Source organism: Streptomyces sp. NPDC001492, from assembly GCF_053597275.1.
The window spans coordinates 1-20171 of record NZ_JBSFHW010000022.1 but is presented as its reverse complement, the minus strand read 5'-3'; the positions used below and the strand labels follow the sequence as shown (position 1 = coordinate 20171).

Here is a 20171-nt window from a genome sequence, read left to right as displayed (position 1 = left end):
CTGCCGTACGTCCGGAGCCTGGAAGCATTTGCTCCGGGGTGCCAGCTCGTAGGGCGGTGGGTAGCTCTCAGGGATGGCGAAGAAGACGAAGAAGAGGCCGTCGTCCACCGGGCTGACGCGGGTGACGAAGCAGAAGATGATTGACGGCTTACCCGGGCCGCACGGTGTGCGGATCCGGTACGCGCTGCCGGAGGAGGCCGTTACGGTCACCGCCCTGCTGAAGACGGCGGCCGACGACCTGGAGACCAGCCATCTTGAGGCGCTCGCCGAAGGGCGGTGCGGGACATGGCTGTTGGACGTCCTCGAGGGCGTCGGCCTGACCGAACCGCTCGTCCGGGCAGCGGCAGCCGGCGACTTGCAGTCGGCGGCGGCCGCGATGTCGCTGCCGCTGGTCGCCCAAGACCCGGACGGGCACATCGTCGGGGCGCTGCTGGGCGTTCCGTCCGGCACGGTCATCTCCACGGTCGCCCAGCTGCCGGACCACGATCAGTAAGCCCTGCTGTCGATGCTGAAGTACTCGAAGATCAAAGCGGTCGCGGTGAGCGAGGACGTCCGCGGCCGCGGGATCGGTGCCGCGCTGCTGAAGCGGTGCGTGCAGCTGTACTGGCAGCTGGACTACATGCTGCTGTTCGGAGGGTTCGAGACGCCGCACGAGCTCGGGCCGTACTACACGCGCCAGGGCTTCACCGTGCTGCGGCCCGGGCAGACGATCGACGTCGGCACCCTGCTGGCCGGTGTGCCGATCCAGCTCGGTGCAGGGCCGGGCGAGACGCTCTTCCACCGGTGGCGCGGCAGCGTCAGGTGACCGGTGCAGCTGCTTTAACCACGCGGCCGGTCGGGGCGGGCGTCGGCCAGAGTGAAGGCCCTCGCGAGGGCGTTGTCGATGCGGTAGTGCCGTGCTCGTTCGGTCGCGCCGCAGGAGTGGGCCGGCGCCCCTCCGGCCGACGGTTCCTTCACGTGCCGTAAAAGCACGAACACGTCACGGAATCAGAGGTGGCCAGCGCGGACGTCAGTGGAATGGAACGCTTGCTTTTTACACCGCCGAACGGGGGACGTTCATGGCAATTTCGACTCCACCTCCGCCTCCACGGCCACCAGTTCCACCGCAGGGTGCATCGCGCGTAAAAAAGACACCCGAACACTGGACTGCCGTTGCCGCTCTCATCACCGCCGTAACAGGGGTTCTCACCTTTCTCGTGGGTTTCATCGGTCTGCCGGCGGCCGGAGTCAACTCACCTGCCGCGAGCATCGAGACCGCGACCACCACGGTCACGGCCACCGTCACGACAACAGCACCTGGACCCACCGGAGCCTCCGGCGCATCGGCTTCCGCTTCCAGCTCTTCCGCGGTGCGCTGGTCCGGACCGCTGCTTGTATCAGGTGACTTCAACCTGGACTCGGTTCCCCCTGGGGGTGTCCTTCCCACCGACGGCGACATCGAGTTGTCCCAAATCAGCGACGGACAAGAGGCCGTGCTGAGGAGCGACAGAGCCAACTTGGCCGTGGTCCCTCAAGGGGAGAACCCGGATTCCGCACGATGCGCCGTTCTCGCGCAGACCCAGGGACAGCGCCTCGCGGACCTTCCGGTTGCCGTGGGAGGCAAACTCTGTCTGGTCACCAACGAAGGACGTTCCGCGCTCGTCACGGTGACCGCCGTGCACCCGCAAGCCCAGAACGTGAGCGTTGATGTCCGCATCTGGCAGAAGACCGACTGACCCCGAAAAGCCCTGCTGACTAGGAAGACGGCTTCCCGTGGCGGTAGGCCGTCAGATCTTTGAGCTGGCGCCGCTCAGCAGGGGCGCCCCGGCTGGGTCGCCGCGCAGCAGGTCGGGGCGGGCGTCGGCCAGGGCGAAGGCCCGCTGGAGACCGGCCACGAGGGCGTCGTCGATCCGATAGCGCCGTGCTCGTTCGTCTCGCTGGAGGAGCGGGCCGGCGCCGTCCGGGCCGAAGCGGCGCTGTACCGCTTTGACGCTGGTCAGGGTGCCTCCGATCTTCGACGGCGGGATGGGGTTCGTCGGATGGCTGGCGAAGTGGTGCTGCACATCCTCGTAGGAGGCGGCGCCGCCCAGCTCGGTGAGAAGCGGTGTCAGAACCGGTGATCAGTAACGCTCTGTAGCCCCGACCTGGATGGGCAGCTGCTCGGTAGGTGCTTTCAACCCTCGCCTCCCTGCTGAGGGGCCGGCGTCAGCTTGCAGCCTGGCTGTTCAGAGGAGTGGGCGCCTTGATGGTGTAGCGGTCGGTGGCCAGGCTCCAGTCGAGGTTGCCGCGGATCCAGGTGCGTAGTCCGTCGATGTAGGTACGTGTCCGCACATCGTCGTGACGGCGAATGATCTGGTCGGCCTGGTGGAGGAAGGCGGCTGTCTCCTCCTTGTGGAGGTCGACGGCGGCCTCCAGTGCCTGCGGTAGGGGGCACTGCCGTTCCTGGGCGATGCAGTTGATCAGGTTCAGCGCGCCGGGCCAGACCAGTTCGCGGGGGCCGGAGAGGATGTCGTTGGTGTAGCCCACGACGCGCGCTGCGGTGCGCGAGACGCACTGGATCTCCGGGGTGGCCCACACCGCGGTAGGCAGGGGGCAGTTGGTGGCGATCTCGTTGAGGACGAAGCAGCCGGCGCGCATGAAGACGGTGGATTCCCGCAACTGCTGGTAATCGAGCAGAGCGGGGACGGTGCGGCGGGACCAGTGCATGGCCTCCGCACCAGCGGCGGCAAAGTACTCCACCAGGCCGAACAGCAGCCGCTGGACATGCTCAGGGGCAGCGAAGTCGTCCAAGCGCCGACGCAGGTCGGCAAGGGCGTGCAGGTGGGGGCTGGCGGGCGGTTGCCGCGGGTCATGGAGGACCTGCAGGCAGCGCAGAAGGTGATCAGCCACGGTGCGGATGTCACCTCGACCGCTGGCACCTTCGACCTTGTCGTCGTCCTGCAAGAACAGCCACATCAGCCATTCGCACGCGTACTGCACACCCGGCAGGGTGCCTTGCGGATGCACGCGGGCGGCCAGCTCCCCGAACCGCGCCGCGCGCGCCGTCTCCTCCTGGGCGCGGGTGGTCACGTAGCCGTAGCGCCGCAGCCACGCCACAGCGTGCTCGCTCACCTCCTCGTGGTCAGAGTGAAGGGCGGGCTCGATCGGGCACCACAGATCAGGCAGGGGCAATGCAGGCGTGGTCATTGCGTCAGCTCCCGTTGGCAGCAGAACGCCTGCATGCGCAGACGGCGGGGCCGCAAGGAGGCGGCCGGCAAGATCCGCCCCGCGCCACGCACAAGCTGCCCAACACAGGGAAGGTTCGGGAATCAACTACGTGATTCCCGGCCGACGTAGAGGTCTAAGCGTGCGGCACACAGCTGCCAATCAGCACCGGGGGCACAACAGCGCACCCGCGCGTGGTCAAACAGACCGCTGGCAATTGCCGGGCGCCCTGCGCTCCCAGGCGGGCTTCGACCGCGCCACGCTGCGGGACGTGCTGGCGACGAGGTATGAGGTAACGCGAGGTCAGCGCAAGGCGGTTGGGGCCAGTCGGATCGTCTGTGGCTGCTGCATCCGAATGCGGATGGGCTTGGGTTTGTCGGCCGCTTTCACTGGTTCGGAGCTGGTCGCTGGGGTCATAGCTCAGTGCGAAGTCTTTCGCCAACTCGCGGGCAGTCCGAACAGTCTTGTTGCTCATGACCGCCCAACGAGCGGGCACCAGCGGGGTTTCACAGAGCGTCACAGATCAGCGGTTGTGACACAGCTTCTGATCCGGCGCAGGACCGCCCGGGCCCCGGGCACCAGCGAGGCGATCATGCGGAACAGCAGCTGGTCCGTCCACCCGTCGGCGAGGTCGTCGTCGGCGAGGTCCTGCGGGCCGGGGCGCGGGTCCGCGGCCGGGGCGTCTGGCCTGGCAACCGGGACGGCCGGCCGTAGCCCGTAAGCGGCCTGGACGGCAGCTCGCCACGCTCCCCCAAGCTCTTCGCGCAGGGGGGACCCCAGAGCACGCACCGGACACCGCGCGGCCGCCCTCCGGGCGACGACGCCACTTTCGCAACAGGCCACAGGCGGTGCGTCCGGACCGGTCGACCGGTCCGAAGGCAGACGGCTGCCATGGGGGAATCCGGCCGAGCAGGTGTGCGCGTATCGCGCGTGAGGAACCGCTCGGCTCGGAGTGTTCCGATCACGCTCCGGGTGGTGTTTCCGGCTGCATCAGGTGGAAGCCCAGGGGCATTGCGACGTGTTCGACGTTCTGCCCGCGCCGCAGGGTTTGGATCAGGCCGGCACGCCGCAGGACCGCGGCGTGCCGACTGGCCGCGGCATTCGACACGCCGAGCAGGGATGCCAGTTGGCGCCCGTTGACGCCTCCCGACATGACGATGCTCTCGAGCGCCTCCGCTCTGCTGGTGCCCAGCAGCGACCGCAGGGCCGCCCGCCGGTCCGGTTCGATGCGCGGGGCGGGTCCTGCGGGGATACGGACGGTCAGCTGTTCCCCGGCGGGCTCGGCCAGGGTGACCCGTTCGCTGAGGGCTACCGCCTGGATCTGCAGGGCCCGCTGGCCGAGTTCGAGGTCGGCGTCGAAGGCCGTCGGTAGTTCCAGGACGCCGTGACGGAGCCTGATGCCGTGTCCGAGGTGCTGGAGCATGGCCGAGGTGCCACTGCCGACGCAGATCTGCGAGAGTGCGGCGGCCCGGCCTGCGACCGCGGCTCGGATGCCTGATCGGTAGGGCTCGACTGCTGTGCTGCGCAGACGGGCGACGGCCTCGGCCAGGATGCCACGGGCCCGCTCCTCGCCCTCGGCGAGGGCCTTGGTGAAGGGCATGGGACTGCGCCGGGCGAACAAGTGGGAGAGGTACAGCCGGCTGACACCGTCCGCGAGATCCGGCGAGATGCTGCGCGTATAGAGCTGCACGAGCGGGTCTTGAAGGTGCCCCCTGCGGGCGTAAGCGCTCCCGGCCGCCGTCAGTTCGGCACCGAAGTCCGGGACGGCACAGACACGGACGCTGCCGAGGCCAGCGGACCCGAGATGAATCCGTATCAAGCTGAACCCCCTGCGCACTTGACGTTCCCATCAGGGCTTTTGCGCGTACATGGCGAAAGCTACCGGCGACCGCCCGCAACCGAAACGATACGGACGCACCACGGCACGACGCCAGGGCGAAAAGAGCCGCAACTCGGCCACGTCGATCTTTCTGGTTCGGCGATACATCGCCCAGGTGGCGAACAACACCGGCAGTCCTATTTCTGGAGGCAATTCATGGCTCGCTCGTTACGAAGCGCTGCGGCACTGTCCATCGGTGCGGCGCTGTTGGCCGCGGCGGGAATGGGGGGCACGGCCTACGCGGGTTCGACCGGCATCGTGCATGTCACGATCTCCGGCTGCGTGGGCACGCTGAACCTGAGCGGTGGCGGCTCTTCCAACCTGGCCACCGCTTCGGTGCAATCCACGGGCCCCAACACCTGTTGGCTGTCGTTCTACCAGCGGAGGACCGCGGATCCCGCGCATCCGGTCTATCAGAGTGTCAGCGTCGGCGCGTACTCGAGCGCCACCATCGCCTCGGCGTACTACCACGACAGCGCGCACCAGGTCGCCATCGCCGTCTCCAACGGGTCAACACAGCAGGGCAGTGACTGGTACAGCTGAGAAGCCCGCCGCCGGCCTCTGACCTTGCGCACGGGACACCCCGTGCGCTCCCACAACAGGCAGGATCCCATGAAGCACAGCAGACACATTCTCGCCGGCGCCGCCACCGCGGCGGTCCTTGCCACCACCTTCGTCGGCCTCGGCCCGTCCGCCCACGCCGCGGGCAACCCCTGCCCGAGCAAGACCCTTGCATACGGCTGGTCCGTGACCGAGTGCATCGAAACCACCGGTTACCGCGGCTACACCAACCAGACCGTCACGGACGCCGGTGCGACCACCGACGTCCGGGTCTACGACGAGCTGTGGAGCGACTGCACCGGCGCCTGGAGCGTCGTCGCCTCCAACTACCGTGACGGCGGCATCCACGCCGTCCCTGGGCAGGGCCCCTTCCACAGCAGCGTCTCGTGGTCCTGTGGCACCCACAACGCCCACTTCCGGGCCCACGCCTACGAGACCGAGTCCGGCCGTGTCGTCGGCGACCTCTGGACGGACATCTTCAGCACCGGCTGACCCGTCCGCCACTCTGGCCGATCCCGGGTCTTCCGCGTCACGCGGCTGGCGCCGGGCCTCGTCGAGGGGATCGGACCGGCTGTCAGGAGCGGTGCGCCTGCGGCCGGTCCGAGCGGGGGCGAGAGGATCCCTCATCTCACGGGGCTGGCCATATAGCGATCAAGGGGGCCCACTAGTGCCGCATCAGGCAACGTTCGCCCTGTTCACGACCTCGTGAAGGCGTTCGTCGGCGGCGTGCTTGTTCCGCCAGATGATGTAGCGCCGGATCATGCTGCTCTGCTCCTTGTGGCTGGCGTGATCCGTCCCATCCAGAGCGAAATGGCGAAGGGCGGTGAACTGGGCCTCGATGCGGTTCAGCCACGAGTAGTCGGGGTCGCGGGAGGTCTTCCAGGTCGAGAGCGGGCGAACGTTGCCTGATGCGGCACTAGTTGGCAAGAACGAAGGCGGGGTGCTCCAGGTCCGGGAGTTGTGACGCCTCGTAGTTGGCAAGGATGCCGCAGGTTAGTTGGCAGCCAGTGATCGCGGAGTGTGACCGGTCTGCCCGAGGATCGTGTCGGCGTAGTTCGGTAGGCCTTCGCCTATGGCAGCCAGCGGTCCCGGTAGAAGGAGCCTTGGGTGCCGAGGAGGTGCAGCTCCGGGAGAACCGTCGGCTCATTCGTCGCCAGGTGTCCAAAAAGGGGCCGTTTGGGCACGCAAACCATCACCAAGCGCATCTAACGCGTCGCTTACGGTGACATGATCGGTTGGGTGGATTACCAACACTGCGTGGACATCCTCGCAAAGGTGCATGAGAACCCCTCTGGGCTTCCTCGGAGGGTGCGGCAGGCGAATGTCTCCAGGCTGCTGGAGGCCCTGGGCCGTCCTGAGCGGGGGCTGCGGGGGATGCTGGTGGTCGGGACGAATGGCAAGGGATCGACGTGCGCGTTCGCGGTGTCAGCGGTGGCCGCGACCGGCGTACAGGTGGGGAGCATGCCCAGTCCGCACTTGCAAGAGCCCAGGGAGCGGATCCGGATCGATGGGGTTCCTGTCACGCGCGCCGAGTACGCTGCGGCGTTCACCGAGGTCTGGCGTGTGATCGAGCGGCACGGTCTGCCCGTCCTGGGCCAGGGCATCTACGCGACCACCGCGGCCGTGCACTTCCGACGTGCGAGTGTGGACCTGGCGGTGGCCGAGGCGAGCATCGGCGGGAGCAGGGCCGCAGCTGCGGAGCTCGGCTTGGACGTGAAGGTCGTCACCGGCATCGGACTCGACCACACCCGGCTGCTGGGCGGTTCCCTCACCGAGATCACTCAAGCCAAGATCGCAGGCGTGCAGGACGGGGACCATGTGGTTCTCGGCCGGCTGGTCCCTGAAGCAGCTACCAGCGCTGAGCGGGTCCTCAGGGAGCGGACGGGGCTGTCCGTGTGGCGCATGGACGATGAAATCCACTACACCGCCCGTGCTGTCGGCCGCGACGGCAACCGCGGCCCCGTGACGCTGGTGGATGTGACCACTCCCCGCGCCGTGCATCGCGATCTCCCCTGCTCTCTGTCCGGCGCGCATCAGCACCACAACCTCGCTCTCGCCATCGCCTCTGTGGACGCGATGGCCGAACGCGGTTACATCCGCGAGCCGGAGGGCGAACAGTTGCGCTCACGACTGGCAGCCACGCGTTGGCCCGGCCGCCTTGAACTCATTCCCCGCGCCCGGTTGCGCGACTGGGCGGGCCGCGTCCTTCTGGAAGGTGCCACCAATCCGCAAGGTGTTGCGGCCGCCGCACCGGAAATCCTGTGTCATGCCCGCGCTGGCGACCACTCAGGCCCGCCGGTACTGGTCTTCGCCGCGATGCACGACAAGGACGTTTCCGGCATGCTCGTGCCACTACCCTCGGACTGGCCCCTGGTCCTTACCCGCACCGACTCGCACCAGGCCGCGAGCCCCACCACCTTGCACACCCACCTCATGCCCGGCCGCCGGGGGCCGTGCCTGACAGCCGAAGACACCCCATCGGCGCTGCACCGGGCCACCGAACTCGCCGGGCCCGGCGGCCTGATCGTCGTCCTCGGTTCACTGCGCCTCGTAGGCGAATCCCGCACTGCACTCGGCCTGCAGCCCGCGTGAGGGGACTCGCACAGAGGTGTTTCGCAGAGTAGCCACAGAGCACAACAGCAACGTCATTTGCCAACAAGCGTGCTGATTTGCCACCTGTGCTGCGTCGTCACAGATGATGTTCTGCCCATCCTTCCCGACGCCCGGCGTGCTCTGTCCACAGGGGAGCGGGCGTCTCATGGCCGAATGACTGACAGCGACGACATGCAGCAGCCAGCCCGCCCACAGGCCAAGGTCCGGATCCTCGATGCCCTGAAGCGTGCGGAGCGCGCCGCCCGGCGCCGAAATCCGCGCAAGCCCAGATGAAATTCCTTCGCACGCGCGCCAAGAGCTCCACCAAGGCCCTTGCCGCCACTCTGGGGGTCTCTCGCAGCACAGTCGAGCGCTACCTCTCCGGCGCCTCCAAGAAGCCCCAGAAGCGCCTCCAGGCAGCCCTGGCTGAAGCGACTGAGGACCAGTGGCACCCGCAGGTCAGAGCACAGGCACGGCAGCATGCGACGGACGAGGACCTCCAACCGGTGCTCGCAGAAGCCATCACGTACTCCTATTTCCAGGAGTTTGGCACCACCCGACCGGGCCTGAGAGCGGATTTCACCGACGTCGAAATGGCTGGACATCTCGGTTTAGCAGCGCAGAATTCAGAACTGCTATAAACCTGTGTCATTGAGCCGAAGCACGGTAGTTGTCACGTAGGACGCTTGTTGTCACCGGCGTAGTGGAGTACGTGCGGTATGGCTGTTCGGCATCACCGAGTAGACCGCCATGCGCTGCCTCTGCGCGGCCCGCCCGCGGTAGCCCGCCTGGTTCAGCCCTGAATAGTGGCGAGCCAGTCGATCAGCAGGCTGTTGACCTCGTCGGGGCGTTCCTGCTGGACCCAGTGGCCGCAGCCGCCCAGGAGGTGGGAGGCGGACAGGGCGGGGAGGGTGATGGGGTGGGCGTCGATGGCATCGGCCATCCAGGTGGTGGAAGCGTCCAGTGCGCCGCCGACGAACAAGGCGGGCTGTTTGATGGGGGATCCGCGGTGGGGGGCGAGGTCTTCCCAGTCGCGGTCCATGTTGCGGTAGCGGTTGAGGGCGCCGGTCAGGCCGGTGCGCTCGAACTCCCCCGCGTAGACGTCGAGGTCCTCCTCGCTCAACCAGGCCGGGAGCGGGCCGGCGGGGAAACGGTCGCGCAGCTGGCCGCCGTGGGCGACGAAGTGCGGGTCGGGCTCGCCCTCGGCTGGCATGGTGCCTGCGGACAGGGCCGCGTAGAAGCCCGCGAGCCAGCCCCGGACATCGGGCTCGATCTCCGCCTCGGCGCGGCCGGGCTCCTGGAAGTAGGAGACGTAGAACTCCTGCTCGGGCCCGCCGATCCGGCCGAAGATGTCGGTGGGGCGGGGGCCGCCGGGCGGCGCGTACGGGACGCTCAGCAAGCCGACCGCGCGGAAGACTCCGGGGTGGAGCAGGGCGGAGGCAGCGGCGATGTTGGAGCCCCAGTCGTGGCCGACGACCACCGCGCTTTCCTCGCCGAGGGCATCCACTACGGCGACGTTGTCCTCCACCAGGTCGAGCATTCGGTAGGCGTCGGTCGCGGCGGGCTTGGAGGAGCGGCCGTAGCCACGTACGTCGATCGCCACCGCCCGGTACCCGGCCGCGGCGAGGACCGGGAGCTGGCGGCGCCAGGAGTACCAGGACTCGGGGAAGCCGTGCACGAGCAGGACCAGCGGGCCGCAGCCCTGCTCGACCAGGTGCAGGCGCCCGGCCGGGGCCTCGACGATGCGGTGGCGGAGTGCGACGGTCGGCTCGGATCGCATGGGCGACTTCTCCTCGGTTCGCGGGCGGCCGCAGGTACCCATCGATCATGCGGCCCGGCGGCCACTCGACGCGATCAGCGTTGCCATTCTGGCAACCTTGCAGGCCAAGGCGGTGAAGCGGCACAGCGAAAGGAACGGGGACGGTGGCAGGAGACAACGTGGCGCAGACGCTGGCGGTTATGGGGCCCCGGCTGCGGGTCGTGCGCGAGCGCCGTGGCGTCACACTCGCCGATGTCAGCCGCGCAACCGGCATCTCGCCCAGTACGCTGTCGCGGATCGAGACCGGCCGGCGCAAGCCCACCCTGGAGGTGGTGCTCCAGCTGGCGAAGGAATACGGAGTCTCCCTGGACGAGCTGGTCGGCACCGCACCCGCCCCTGCGGCCGAGCCCCGCAGCACGGCGCCGCACAGCTTCGGCGACGACAAGGCGGTGTTGCCGCTGACCCGGTACGTCGGCGGCCTGCACGCCCACAAGCATGTCCTGCCTGCCGTCGAGAGGCCGCCCGGGCGGCCTCGGCAGGTGTCCCACGAGGGCTACGAGTGGCTGTGTGTACTGTACGGGCGGTTGTGGCTCGCACTCGGTAGCCAGGACCTCGTCCTGACTGCCGGGGACGTCGTCGAATTCGACACCCGCATCCTTCACGGAGTCGCGAACGCCGGATCCGACGGACCGGTCGAGTATCTGATCATGTTCGGGCCTCAGGGAGAACGTCTACGGCTGCGCACCCCTCCAGCAGTTGGTCGCGGGACTGGTGACAGAAAGGCTGCTGAATGAGCAGTTGTGACAAGCCTCATGCCTCGTCGGTGACAACCAAGCTGCTTCGTTCGGTCTGATTCGCCGAGTCATCCGGCTCTGCCGGTGACAACTATCGTGCTTCGGCCCAGTCATCCACTGCACCCAGCGCTCAGCGGTCCATCTGTCTGTTCGTTTACCCGGAGGCTCGTGTGAGCACCCCCGTCGGCGGGCCCGCGGCATGACCCACCCGAGGCGGCTGCCGCCCTCGAGGAGGCGGAGCTGCAGCAGCACAGGGACCGCGACCGCGAGGACCTGGCCGGTGATGAGCGCGGTCCGGCCGAAGTCGCGGAGTGGACGCGCATTGTGCAGCTGCTCGCCACCGCCGACGGCACGTACGACCCGGACACCGACGCCTTCGTCCAGGACGAGCTCGCCGCCGACGCCGAACGCGAGCACGCTCGGCAGCTGGAGGACGAGCGGCGCCGCCAGGATCGGGAAGCCGAAGCCGCCCACCGCGCCGCCCTCGCCCCCGACGTGCTGCGCCACGCCCTGCTGCGCGCCCTCGCCCGCACCGGCCTCCTGGATGGGTTGAGCGAGGCCGAGCGGGCCGGCGTCAACCGGCTGCCCGACTCCGACCCCGCGGCCGCGATCGCCGTCAACGCCCTGCTCGCCCGCGCCCACGAAGCCGGAGCCGGCCTGCGCCCGGGGACCGCGTTGTGACGGGCGACCCGGACACGGTCGTCGCCGTGTGGGTGAAGTCGACCTGGTGCGGCACCCGGCACGAAGAGCTGACGGCCGACGGCCAGGTCCACGTCGACTACGCGCCCCCGCTGGGCGAGCCGTACTTCGAAGGCGAGGACGACCCCGACTACAACCCGATCTGCTGGTGCCCGCGCCTCCGAAGTGCCTGTTTCTGAACCCGATACCAGCACGTCCACGGCCAACAGCCCGGAATGAGAGCTTTGTGTATCCGTTCGGGGAGCGGTCACTGTGACCGCTCCCCGAACGGATACCGGTGGGGCTCGCGTGACAACGCGTGACAGATGCGGCGTACGTGCTGTGGCAGCTCATCAGAAGGGTCATCCAGGGACCGGGAAGCCCGGCAGCTCTGCGACGGCTGGCTCCCGCTCCGCTGCTGGCCTCACCTTGTCTGAAGCGAGTGGATGGTGTCGATGACGTCCTGGACAGTGACCCACTTATCGAAAGCGACGTCGTCGACGCCGTACATCTGCTCCAACCTCGCAGCCAGATTCACCCTGCCAAGATCGTCCGTGATCCAGTCAAGCGTCGCGCTGTTGTTCAACGCGTCCCCGAGGTGATCCACATCGAGGGCCAGTTCCTCGATAATGGTCTTCTTCATGCCGTCGTCGATGCCTTCCAGCATGTGAGCCTCTCCCTACTGAATCCGGACGCCGATCAAGTGATCGCTCTGAGTGATCATTGCGGACCAACGCCCGAGGCGGAGGGGCGACGCACGGAAGACCCCCTGAAGAAGCACCCCATGCGCCACGTGGTTTTTCTGCCACATCCTCAGCAAGGTGCAGAGGGAGAGGCCGCAGCAGCCCCGGTGTAGAGGCCCCGGGGCCGGTTCACAAACAGGCACGAAGCAGTTCTGCATGGAGTGCGCCGGGTGCGCTGCCTGCGGGCAGTGCCGTGATCCACACGTCTGGCCCGCGGCCCGGTCCTGATCGCCCAGGGCAACCTCTCAGGCTCCCCGGCAACCTGTGACACGCCTGGGAGCCTGAGAGCTCGAATATTCGGATCGCCCTGTTTGCCTGTGACGTCGAACCCTCGAATCCCCAGGTGGACAGGCTCCCGAGAGGAGACCTGTGAGCCTGTGACATGGCGGCGAACGGCACCCTGTCACGCTCACCGAAAGTGACGGATCTTGTTGTCACGTACCCCCAACGCCACTGTCACGCACCCCGGTTGGAGCGTGACAGCGCCCGCAAGAATGACCGCTAATATCCGATTCTCAGGGCGTGGATCCCGGCCTGCACCCTCCTCCAAGCCGGGATCCATGTGACAACGTGACGCGTGACAGCACGACCTGGTGGGCGGGCACGCGCATCACGCTCTGCTTCGGCCCCGGTGATCGGTCGTCCCCTCGACGGCATGCGCGGCGCGCGGCCCGCGCAGCCACCGGCCGAGGCGGTCCACCAGCAGGGCCACCGCCGGAAACCACACCAGGGCGCGAGCGGCGGACACCGGCACCTCGACTGTCCCCGTACGGGACCGGCACAGCCCCGCGGCGTCCTCAGGCCCAGATACAGCACGCAGGCGCCGCCGAGCAGCCGGAGTGCCCGGAAGCGCCGGAACGGCGGCGAGGACCGCGGCGACGCCGGCCACCGCAAGCGCCGTGCGCAGGAGCAGCCCGCCCCCGACACCGACTGCGCAGGCGACACCGGCCCGGCCGGAGACGAGGGCGTTTCCCCCAAGAGTTGCTCAAGGCAGCGGGGGCTGCGGGCAGGAACCCGCCATGTACGATCCGACGCGGCTCGCCGCGCTGGGGGCCGTGGCGGAGGCGGGCTCGATCACCCGCGCCGCCGAGCGGCTCGGCTGTACGGCGCCCGCGCTCTCCCCACAGCCGGCGAAGCTGGAGCGGGAGGCCGGCGCAGCACTGCTCGTGCGGCATCACCGCGGGGCGCGCCTGACGGGTGCGGGAAAGCTGCTCGTCGCCCGGGCGCGCCGGGTGCTGGACGAATTGGAGCGGGTGCGGCACGAACTGGCGCAGCTGACCGGGCTGTCGGACGGCACGCTGCGGCTGGGGGACGTTCCAGCCGGCGGGGATCCTGCTGCCGCCGGTGCTCAGCGCGTTCCGCCGGGCACATCCCGACGGGGAGTTGACCGTCGTGGACTACGAACCAGCCACTGGTCCGAACTCCGGGGTACGCCTTGGGGTGCGCGCTGGTCAGCGTGGGGCTCGGGGTCGGGGTCGTACCGGAGATGGGCCGCCCACCGTCCCGACGAGACGGCACCGGCCACGGACGCCTTCCGGGCACTGTTGCGCGGGGCGTTCAGCCGGGCGCGGCTCGGTTGAGCGACTACGGCTCCTGCTGCCCCGCCGCCGTCACGGGATGGGCCGGTACCGTCCACGGGAGTTCGATGGTGACCGTCTTGCCGCCCTCGCGGGTGGGGCGGACATGCAGTCGGCCACCGCATTCGGCAGCGAGCCAGCGGATGATCACCATGCCGCGGCCGTTGTCCTGCTGCACGGCGGCGGGCAGCCGCTTGGGGAAGCGGGGGTGGCTGTCGGTGACACCGATGCGGAGCTGCTCGTCCCGGTGGAGTTCGATGTCCACCGTGAAGGTGGGTGACTGACCGAAGGTGTGCTGTACCGAGTTGGTGGCGAGTTCGGAGACGATGAGGCGGATGGTCTCGGCGGCCTCCGTGTCCGCCGGCAGTCCCCACTCGGCCAATGTGGTGACCACGAAGCCGCGGGCCGCGGAGACCGAGGCGGGATCGCTCGGCAGAGTGACGGATGCTTCCAAATAGTCTGCCATGGCGCGGTCGTCCCTTTCCCACGGGACCGGAGTCCGACACGGAGCGGATGGTTCGAGTACGGTCCCGGACTGGTGCTTCGTCGCCAGACTGCCATTACCGCACCCGTCACGGGTGGCGATCCACCAAGATATGCATATATCTGTCCCTCAAAGCGGTGAACTCTGCGACGAGAGACCGTATTTGGGTGGCACGGAAGGAGTAAGGAGAAGCGCATGCAACACGGTCCCGCGGTGCGCCGCCGGAAACTGGGCGCCGAACTGCGTGCGTTACGCACGAGCGCGGGGCTCACCAGTGGTGAGGCCGCCCGGCTCGCGGGCTGGCACCAGTCGAAGGTGAGCCGGATCGAGACCGGCGCCAGCGGGGTGAAACCGGCCGATGTGCGGTTACTCCTGGACGTCTACGCCGTGGCGGACGCCCAACTCCGTGAATTGCTGCTGGTGTTGGCAGGATCCGACGAGGGAGGCGGCCGGCATCACTGGTGGCACGCCTATCGCGGGGTACTGCCGCCGACCTACCGCGATTTCATCAGTCTGGAGTCCCAGGCGAGCGCGATGAGCACGCTGGAGACGTCCGTGGTGCCCGGCCTTCTGCAGACGCCCGCGTACGCGCGTGCGGTGACCCGGGCAGCGGTCGGCGGCCTGGACGACGAACGGCTCGACGCCCTGGTCGAGGTACGGCTGGCCAGGCAGGACGTACTGCGTTCGGATCCACCGCTGGAGCTGAGCGCGGTACTGGACGAGGCGGTACTACGCCGGGAGATCGGCGGCCCCGACGTCATGGAGCAGCAGCTCGAACGGCTCCTGGAGGCGGCGCGTCTACCTCAAGTGCGGCTTCAGGTACTGCCGTTCGCCGCCGGGGCGCATGTCGGCGTCACCGGACCTTTCGTAATCTTCTCATTTTCGAGCACTTCCGATCTGGACGTGGTTGTTCTCGACCACTTGACGAGTAGCCTCTACCTCGAACGGAAAGAAGACCTCCGGGCCTATACCGAGGCCTTCAACGCCCTTCAGAGCCACGCCCTTTCGCCCGAGGACTCGTTGGATTACATCGCCGGGATAGGTGACGGCGCGTAAGGAGGCACCATGTCAGCTCTGCCTCGGAACGTACCTTCCAGTACCGATCTGCACGGCGTGCGGTGGCTGCGGAGCAGCTACAGCACGGGCGCGAACAACTGCGTCGAGACGGCACGGCCGCGCTCCGGCCCGTGGGCCGGGCTGCTCGCCGTGCGCGACTCCAAGGACCCGGCCGGGCCCGCCCTGCTCCTCTCCCCCGAGAGCTGGACGGACTTCACGGCCGCATACAAGTCCTGATCAGTCCCGATCGGCCCTGACCAGTTCCGATCAGTTCCGCATCGTGCGGCACACGGCCGTGTCACGCCGACTCATGGTCGCGTCTCGCCGATCACATGTACAGCGCGTTCGATCTGTGCCTCGGAGAGGTCCGCGCGGGCGGTCAACCTGAGCCGTGAGATGCCGTCGGGGACGGAAGGAGGACGGAAGCAGCCCACGGCGAGGCCTGCCGTACGGCAGTCGGCCGCCCACTGCACGGCCCCCTCCGGGGACGGAGCACGCACGGAGACCACCGCGGCGTCCGGGCGTACCGCCTCGTGACCCGCGGCGGTCAGGCGTGCGTGCAGTTCGGCGGCGACGGCACGCGCGCGTGCCGCACGCTCCGGCTCGCGGCGCAGCAGTCGCAGTGCCGCGAGAGCCGCGCCCGCCGCGGCGGGCGCGAGGCCCGTGTCGAAGATGAAGGTGCGGGCCGCGTTGACGAGGTGGTCGATGACCCGGGCGGGGCCGAGGACGACTCCGCCCTGGCTGCCGAGCGACTTGGACAGCGTGGCGGTCACGACCACGTCGTCGGCGCCCGCCAGGCCCGCCGCGTACGGGGCGCCACGGCCGCCGTCACCGAGGACGCCGAGGCCGTGCGCGTCGTCGACCAGCAGGCCGGCGCCGCGCTCCCGGCAGGCGGCGGCCAGTTCGGCCAGCGGGGCGGCGTCGCCGTCGACCGAGAAGACCGTGTCGGAGACGACGACCGCGCCGGCCGCGCTGTCCTCGTGGGTCTGCAGCGCCTTGCGCACCGCCTCCGGGTCGGCGTGCCCGACGACCTGGGTGGTGCCCCGGGCCAGCCGGCAGCCGTCGATGAGGGAGGCGTGGTTGCCCGCGTCGGAGACGATCAGCGAGCCGTGCGGAGCCAGCGCGGTGACCGCGGCGAGGTTGGCCGCGTAGCCGGAGGAGAAGACGAGTGCCGCCTCGAAACCGCAGAAGTCGGCGAGTTCGCGCTCCAGCTCGGTGTGGAGTTCCGTCGTACCGGTGACCAGTCGCGAACCGGTCGAGCCGCCGCCCCAGGTCCGCGCGGCCTGCGCCGCGCCCTCGGCAATGGCCGGATGGTGGGTCAGGCCCAGGTAGTCGTTGCTCGCGAGGTCCAGCAGCGGGGAGTCGGCCGGGCGCGGGCGCAGGGTCCGTACGAGTCCGGCGCGGCGGCGCAGCCGCGCCTGTTCGTCGATCCAGCCGAACGCCATGGCTCCTCCGGGGCTTTTGTAGGCAGTGAACAGACACTAGCCGGACGGCCCGCACCCCATGGTGTGGCAATACACACACGACGAAGTGTCCCTCTTGTTCAATCTCTCCTTGGCCGGGAGCGCTTCCGTAGGACAGGATCGGCTCTCATGGACCTGCTGAACACGCTGGTGGACAAGGGGCTTCGGCGCGAGCTGCCGACCCGCGAGGAAGCTCTGGCCGTCCTCGCCACTTCCGACGACGACGTGCTCGATGTGGTGGCCGCGGCCGGAAAGGTGCGCCGGCACTGGTTCGGCCGACGGGTGAAACTCAACTACCTCGTCAACTTGAAGTCCGGACTGTGTCCGGAGGACTGCTCGTACTGCTCCCAGCGGCTCGGTTCCAAGGCCGACATCCTGAAGTACACCTGGATCAAGCCGGACGAGGCCTCGCAGGCCGCGGCGGCCGGTCTGGCGGGTGGCGCCAAGCGGGTGTGCCTGGTGGCGTCCGGGCGCGGGCCGACCGACCGGGACGTGGACCGGGTCGCCGGCACCATCAAGGCGATCAAGGAGCAGAACGAGGGCGTCGAGGTGTGCGCCTGTCTCGGTCTGCTCTCCGAGGGCCAGGCGGAGCGGCTGCGCGAGGCGGGCGCGGACGCCTACAACCACAACCTGAACACGTCCGAGGCGACGTACGGGGACATCACGACCACGCACACGTACGCCGACCGGGTGGACACCGTGAACAAGGCGCACGCGGCCGGTCTGTCCGCGTGCTCCGGTCTGATCGCGGGCATGGGCGAGAGCGACGAGGACCTGGTCGACGTGGTCTTCTCGCTGCGCGAACTGGACCCGGACTCGGTGCCGGTGAACTTCCTGATCCCGATGGAGGGCACCCCGCTCGCCAAGGAGTGGCACCTCACCCCGCAGCGCTGTCTGCGGATCCTGGCGATGGTGCGGTTCGTGTGCCCGGACGTCGAGGTGCGCATCGCCGGCGGCCGCGAGGTCCATCTGCGCACCATGCAGCCCCTGGCCCTGAACCTGGCCAACTCGATCTTCCTCGGCGACTACCTCACCAGCGAGGGCCAGGCCGGCAAGGCCGACCTGGAGATGATCGCGGACGCCGGCTTCGAGGTGGAGGGCGCCGGCGAGGTGACCCTGCCCGAGCACCGGGCCGCCGCCGGCGGGGGCTGTGGTTCGCACGCCGGGACCGGCTGCGGCTCCCACCAGGACGGCGGCTGCGGGTCGCACGCGGACGGCGGCGTCTGCGGTACGGCGGCCCCGGCGCCCTCCGCCGAGCCCCGCACCGACCTGGTCGCCATGCGCCACCGCGGTGTCGGAACGGATCTCGCGCCCAATGCCTGACCTGCCCGTCTCCGAGCTGCTGGAGCTCGACCGGCGGCACGTCTGGCATCCGTACGGGCCCATGCCCGGCCGCGTCGAACCGCTCGTCGTCGAGTCGGCGAGCGGGGTGCGGCTGCGGCTCGCGGACGGCTCGGGCGAGCTGGTCGACGGCATGTCGTCCTGGTGGTCGGCCATCCACGGCTACAACCACCCGGTGCTCAACGAGGCCGCGCGCGAGCAGCTCGGCCGGATGAGCCATGTGATGTTCGGCGGGCTCACCCACGAGCCCGCCGTCCGGCTCACAAAGCACCTTGTCGACATGTCGCCCGACGGTCTGGAGCATGTCTTCCTCGCCGACTCCGGGTCGGTGTCGGTCGAGGTCGCGGCCAAGATGTGCCTGCAGTACTGGCGTTCACTGGGCCGCCCCGGCAAACAGCGGCTGCTGACCTGGCGCGGCGGCTATCACGGCGACACCTGGCAGCCCATGTCGGTGTGCGACCCCGAGGGCGGAATGCACGAGCTGTGGAGCGGTGTACTGCCGCGCCAGGTGTTCGTGGACGCGCCCCCGGTCGCGTACGAGGAGTCGTACGCGGAGCAGCTGCGCTCGGCGATCGAGCGGCACGCCGGTGAACTGGCCGCCGTGATCGTCGAGCCGGTGGTGCAGGGCGCGGGCGGGATGCGCTTCCACTCCCCCGCGTATCTGCGGGTGCTGCGGGAGGCGTGCGACGCGCATGACGTGCTGCTGGTGTTCGACGAGATCGCGACCGGGTTCGGCCGTACGGGCGCCCTGTTCGCGGCCGACCACGCGGCCGTGACGCCGGACGTGATGTGCGTGGGCAAGGCGCTGACCGGCGGCTATGTGACGATGGCGGCGACGCTGTGCACGTCCCGCGTGGCCGACGGCATCTCGCAGGGCGAGGTGCCGGTCCTGGCCCACGGTCCCACCTTCATGGGCAACCCTCTGGCCGCGTCCGTCGCCTGCGCCTCGATCGAGCTGCTGCTCGGCCAGGACTGGCTCGGCGAGGTCAAGCGGATCGAGACGGGTCTGCGGGACGGGCTGGCACCGGCGCTCGACCTTCCGGGCGTGCAGGACGTACGGGTCCTCGGCGCCATCGGGGTCGTGCAGCTGGACCACTCCGTCGACATGAAGGCGGCGACGGACGCGGCCGTGCGCGAGGGCGTGTGGCTGCGGCCGTTCCGCGATCTGATCTACACGATGCCGCCGTACGTCACCGGGGACGCCGACGTGGCACGGATCGCGCGCGCGGTGTGCGCGGCGGCGCGGGAGGGATGAGAACGGCATGACGATCCTGGTGATCACGGGTACCGGCACGGAGGTCGGCAAGACGGTCACGACCGCCGCGGTCGCCGCCTGCGCGCTCGCGGCCGGCCGGTCGGTGGCCGTGCTGAAGGCCGCGCAGACGGGCGTCGGGCCGGACGAGCCCGGAGACGCCGCCGAGGTCGCCCGGCTCGCGGGTGGTGTGACGGCGGCCGAAATCGCCCGCTATCCCGAGCCGTTGGCGCCGGGGACGGCGGCCCGGCGGGCCGGGATGACCCCGGTGCGCCCGCAGGACGTCGCCGAGGCAGCCGCCAAGCTGGCCGCCGAGCACGACCTGGTGCTGGTGGAGGGGGCGGGCGGGCTGCTCGTCCGCTTCGACCAGCAGGGCGGGACGCTGGCGGACGCGGCGGAGCTGCTGAAGGCACCGGTGCTGGTGGTGGCGTCGGCCGGCCTGGGCACGCTGAACTCGACGGAGTTGACCGCACATGAACTCCGGTCCCGTCGGCTCGACCTGGCCGGAATCGTGATCGGCAGCTGGCCCGGGTCCCCCGACCTCGCCTCCCGCTGCAACGTGGTGGACCTGCCGGACGTGGCGGGCGCGCCGCTGCTGGGGGCGCTGCCCGCCGGAGCGGGCTCGCTGCGGCCCTCCGGCTTCCGTACGAACGCGCCGAGTTGGCTCGCGCCGCGGCTGGACGGGGTCTGGGACGCGGAGGCGTTCCGGGGACGCGCGTGGCGAACCTCCGTCTGACCCCGCTCGGCCGCACCGGCACGGTGGACGACTTCGCGTCGCTCGTCGCCTTCCTCCTCTCGGACGACTCCGC

General features: G+C 69.3%; 22 protein-coding genes and 3 pseudogenes. 16 read left to right on the top strand and 9 right to left on the bottom strand.

Annotation, left to right across the window (positions count from 1 at the left end; translation table 11 throughout):
* Positions 1 to 73: 73 nt before the first annotated feature.
* The 3 genes from ACWC1K_RS26550 (at position 74) to ACWC1K_RS26540 (ending at position 1715) form a co-directional block, all read left to right on the top strand.
* Positions 74 to 493: a hypothetical protein gene (locus ACWC1K_RS26550; RefSeq protein WP_450834837.1), complete on the top strand. Its 420-nt coding sequence runs from the start codon at positions 74 to 76 to the stop codon at positions 491 to 493.
* A gap of 12 nt (positions 494 to 505) precedes the next feature.
* Positions 506 to 805, top strand: a complete 300-nt coding sequence (locus tag ACWC1K_RS26545; RefSeq protein ID WP_450834835.1) for a GNAT family N-acetyltransferase — start codon at positions 506 to 508, stop codon at positions 803 to 805.
* Between the two features lie 391 nt (positions 806 to 1196).
* A complete protein-coding gene (locus ACWC1K_RS26540) occupies positions 1197 to 1715 on the top strand; it encodes a hypothetical protein (protein ID WP_450834833.1) in 519 nt (172 codons plus the stop codon).
* Between the two features lie 51 nt (positions 1716 to 1766).
* On the opposite strand, the gene ACWC1K_RS26535 is transcribed toward ACWC1K_RS26540, so the two are convergent.
* The 3 genes from ACWC1K_RS26535 to ACWC1K_RS26525 form a co-directional block, all read right to left on the bottom strand.
* Positions 1767 to 2042, bottom strand: a complete 276-nt coding sequence (locus ACWC1K_RS26535; RefSeq protein WP_450834832.1) for a hypothetical protein — start codon at positions 2040 to 2042, stop codon at positions 1767 to 1769.
* 142 nt (positions 2043 to 2184) lie between these two features.
* Positions 2185 to 3165, bottom strand: coding sequence for a terpene synthase family protein (locus tag ACWC1K_RS26530; protein WP_450834830.1), 981 nt, complete (start codon positions 3163 to 3165; stop codon positions 2185 to 2187).
* A 979-nt stretch (positions 3166 to 4144) separates the two neighbouring features.
* Entirely contained in the window at positions 4145 to 4873 is a 729-nt protein-coding gene (locus tag ACWC1K_RS26525; RefSeq protein ID WP_450834828.1) for an ArsR/SmtB family transcription factor, read from the bottom strand.
* A gap of 345 nt (positions 4874 to 5218) precedes the next feature.
* On the opposite strand from ACWC1K_RS26525, the gene ACWC1K_RS26520 reads away from it, so the two are divergent.
* Together ACWC1K_RS26520 and ACWC1K_RS26515 are read left to right on the top strand one after the other, a co-directional pair.
* On the top strand, positions 5219 to 5605 hold the full coding sequence (locus ACWC1K_RS26520) for a hypothetical protein (protein WP_450834826.1): 387 nt from the start codon (positions 5219 to 5221) through the stop codon (positions 5603 to 5605).
* 69 nt (positions 5606 to 5674) lie between these two features.
* A complete protein-coding gene (locus ACWC1K_RS26515) occupies positions 5675 to 6115 on the top strand; it encodes a hypothetical protein (protein ID WP_450834825.1) in 441 nt (146 codons plus the stop codon).
* A gap of 183 nt (positions 6116 to 6298) precedes the next feature.
* Here the strand turns inward: ACWC1K_RS26515 and ACWC1K_RS26510 are convergent.
* A pseudogene (locus tag ACWC1K_RS26510) lies at positions 6299 to 6478 on the bottom strand (transposase); the annotation flags it as partial.
* Positions 6479 to 6880: 402 nt separating this feature from the next.
* Here ACWC1K_RS26510 and ACWC1K_RS26505 point away from each other — a divergent pair.
* Both ACWC1K_RS26505 and ACWC1K_RS26500 read left to right on the top strand, forming a co-directional pair.
* Entirely contained in the window at positions 6881 to 8215 is a 1335-nt protein-coding gene (locus ACWC1K_RS26505) for a bifunctional folylpolyglutamate synthase/dihydrofolate synthase (protein ID WP_450834823.1), read from the top strand.
* A 290-nt stretch (positions 8216 to 8505) separates the two neighbouring features.
* A complete protein-coding gene (locus ACWC1K_RS26500) occupies positions 8506 to 8856 on the top strand; it encodes a hypothetical protein (protein WP_450834822.1) in 351 nt (116 codons plus the stop codon).
* A gap of 152 nt (positions 8857 to 9008) precedes the next feature.
* On the opposite strand, the gene ACWC1K_RS26495 is transcribed toward ACWC1K_RS26500, so the two are convergent.
* Positions 9009 to 9995: an alpha/beta fold hydrolase gene (locus ACWC1K_RS26495; protein ID WP_450834820.1), complete on the bottom strand. Its 987-nt coding sequence runs from the start codon at positions 9993 to 9995 to the stop codon at positions 9009 to 9011.
* A 143-nt stretch (positions 9996 to 10138) separates the two neighbouring features.
* On the opposite strand from ACWC1K_RS26495, the gene ACWC1K_RS26490 reads away from it, so the two are divergent.
* The 3 genes from ACWC1K_RS26490 (at position 10139) to ACWC1K_RS26480 (ending at position 11646) form a co-directional block, all read left to right on the top strand.
* A complete protein-coding gene (locus tag ACWC1K_RS26490) occupies positions 10139 to 10768 on the top strand; it encodes a helix-turn-helix domain-containing protein (RefSeq protein ID WP_450834818.1) in 630 nt (209 codons plus the stop codon).
* Positions 10769 to 11092: 324 nt separating this feature from the next.
* Positions 11093 to 11449, top strand: a complete 357-nt coding sequence (locus tag ACWC1K_RS26485; RefSeq protein ID WP_450834816.1) for a hypothetical protein — start codon at positions 11093 to 11095, stop codon at positions 11447 to 11449.
* The gene (locus ACWC1K_RS26480; protein ID WP_450834815.1) at positions 11446 to 11646 is read left to right on the top strand and encodes a hypothetical protein; all 201 of its coding nucleotides are present in this window, start codon (positions 11446 to 11448) and stop codon (positions 11644 to 11646) included. The genes ACWC1K_RS26485 and ACWC1K_RS26480 overlap by 4 nt, the downstream gene beginning before the upstream one ends.
* 224 nt (positions 11647 to 11870) lie before the next feature.
* Here ACWC1K_RS26480 and ACWC1K_RS26475 read toward each other — a convergent pair whose 3' ends face one another.
* Entirely contained in the window at positions 11871 to 12113 is a 243-nt protein-coding gene (locus ACWC1K_RS26475; protein WP_450834813.1) for a hypothetical protein, read from the bottom strand.
* A gap of 686 nt (positions 12114 to 12799) precedes the next feature.
* Positions 12800 to 13159 (bottom strand): annotated as a pseudogene (locus ACWC1K_RS26470) (LysE family translocator); the annotation flags it as partial.
* 49 nt (positions 13160 to 13208) lie between these two features.
* Here ACWC1K_RS26470 and ACWC1K_RS26465 point away from each other — a divergent pair.
* Positions 13209 to 13605 (top strand): annotated as a pseudogene (locus tag ACWC1K_RS26465) (LysR family transcriptional regulator); the annotation flags it as partial.
* Positions 13606 to 13773: 168 nt separating this feature from the next.
* On the opposite strand, the gene ACWC1K_RS26460 reads toward ACWC1K_RS26465, so the two are convergent.
* Positions 13774 to 14232: an ATP-binding protein gene (locus ACWC1K_RS26460; RefSeq protein WP_450834812.1), complete on the bottom strand. Its 459-nt coding sequence runs from the start codon at positions 14230 to 14232 to the stop codon at positions 13774 to 13776.
* Between the two features lie 213 nt (positions 14233 to 14445).
* Here ACWC1K_RS26460 and ACWC1K_RS26455 point away from each other — a divergent pair, with 213 nt between their 5' ends.
* Entirely contained in the window at positions 14446 to 15306 is an 861-nt protein-coding gene (locus ACWC1K_RS26455; protein WP_450834810.1) for a helix-turn-helix domain-containing protein, read from the top strand.
* A gap of 9 nt (positions 15307 to 15315) precedes the next feature.
* On the top strand, positions 15316 to 15543 hold the full coding sequence (locus ACWC1K_RS26450) for a DUF397 domain-containing protein (RefSeq protein WP_450834809.1): 228 nt from the start codon (positions 15316 to 15318) through the stop codon (positions 15541 to 15543).
* Between the two features lie 71 nt (positions 15544 to 15614).
* On the opposite strand, the gene ACWC1K_RS26445 is transcribed toward ACWC1K_RS26450, so the two are convergent.
* The gene (locus tag ACWC1K_RS26445; RefSeq protein ID WP_450834807.1) at positions 15615 to 16751 is read right to left on the bottom strand and encodes an 8-amino-7-oxononanoate synthase; all 1137 of its coding nucleotides are present in this window, start codon (positions 16749 to 16751) and stop codon (positions 15615 to 15617) included.
* Positions 16752 to 16898: 147 nt separating this feature from the next.
* Here ACWC1K_RS26445 and bioB point away from each other — a divergent pair, with 147 nt between their 5' ends.
* From bioB to bioD, 3 genes are read left to right on the top strand one after another with little or no spacing between them, the layout of a single operon-like run.
* Positions 16899 to 18092 (top strand): biotin synthase BioB, encoded by a 1194-nt coding sequence (gene bioB, locus ACWC1K_RS26440; RefSeq protein ID WP_450834805.1) that lies wholly within the window; start codon positions 16899 to 16901, stop codon positions 18090 to 18092.
* Positions 18085 to 19365: an adenosylmethionine--8-amino-7-oxononanoate transaminase gene (locus ACWC1K_RS26435; RefSeq protein WP_450834804.1), complete on the top strand. Its 1281-nt coding sequence runs from the start codon at positions 18085 to 18087 to the stop codon at positions 19363 to 19365. The genes bioB and ACWC1K_RS26435 overlap by 8 nt, the downstream gene beginning before the upstream one ends.
* Before the next feature lie 7 nt (positions 19366 to 19372).
* Positions 19373 to 20098, top strand: a complete 726-nt coding sequence (gene bioD / locus ACWC1K_RS26430) for a dethiobiotin synthase (RefSeq protein WP_450834802.1) — start codon at positions 19373 to 19375, stop codon at positions 20096 to 20098.
* Positions 20099 to 20171 lie beyond the last annotated feature (73 nt).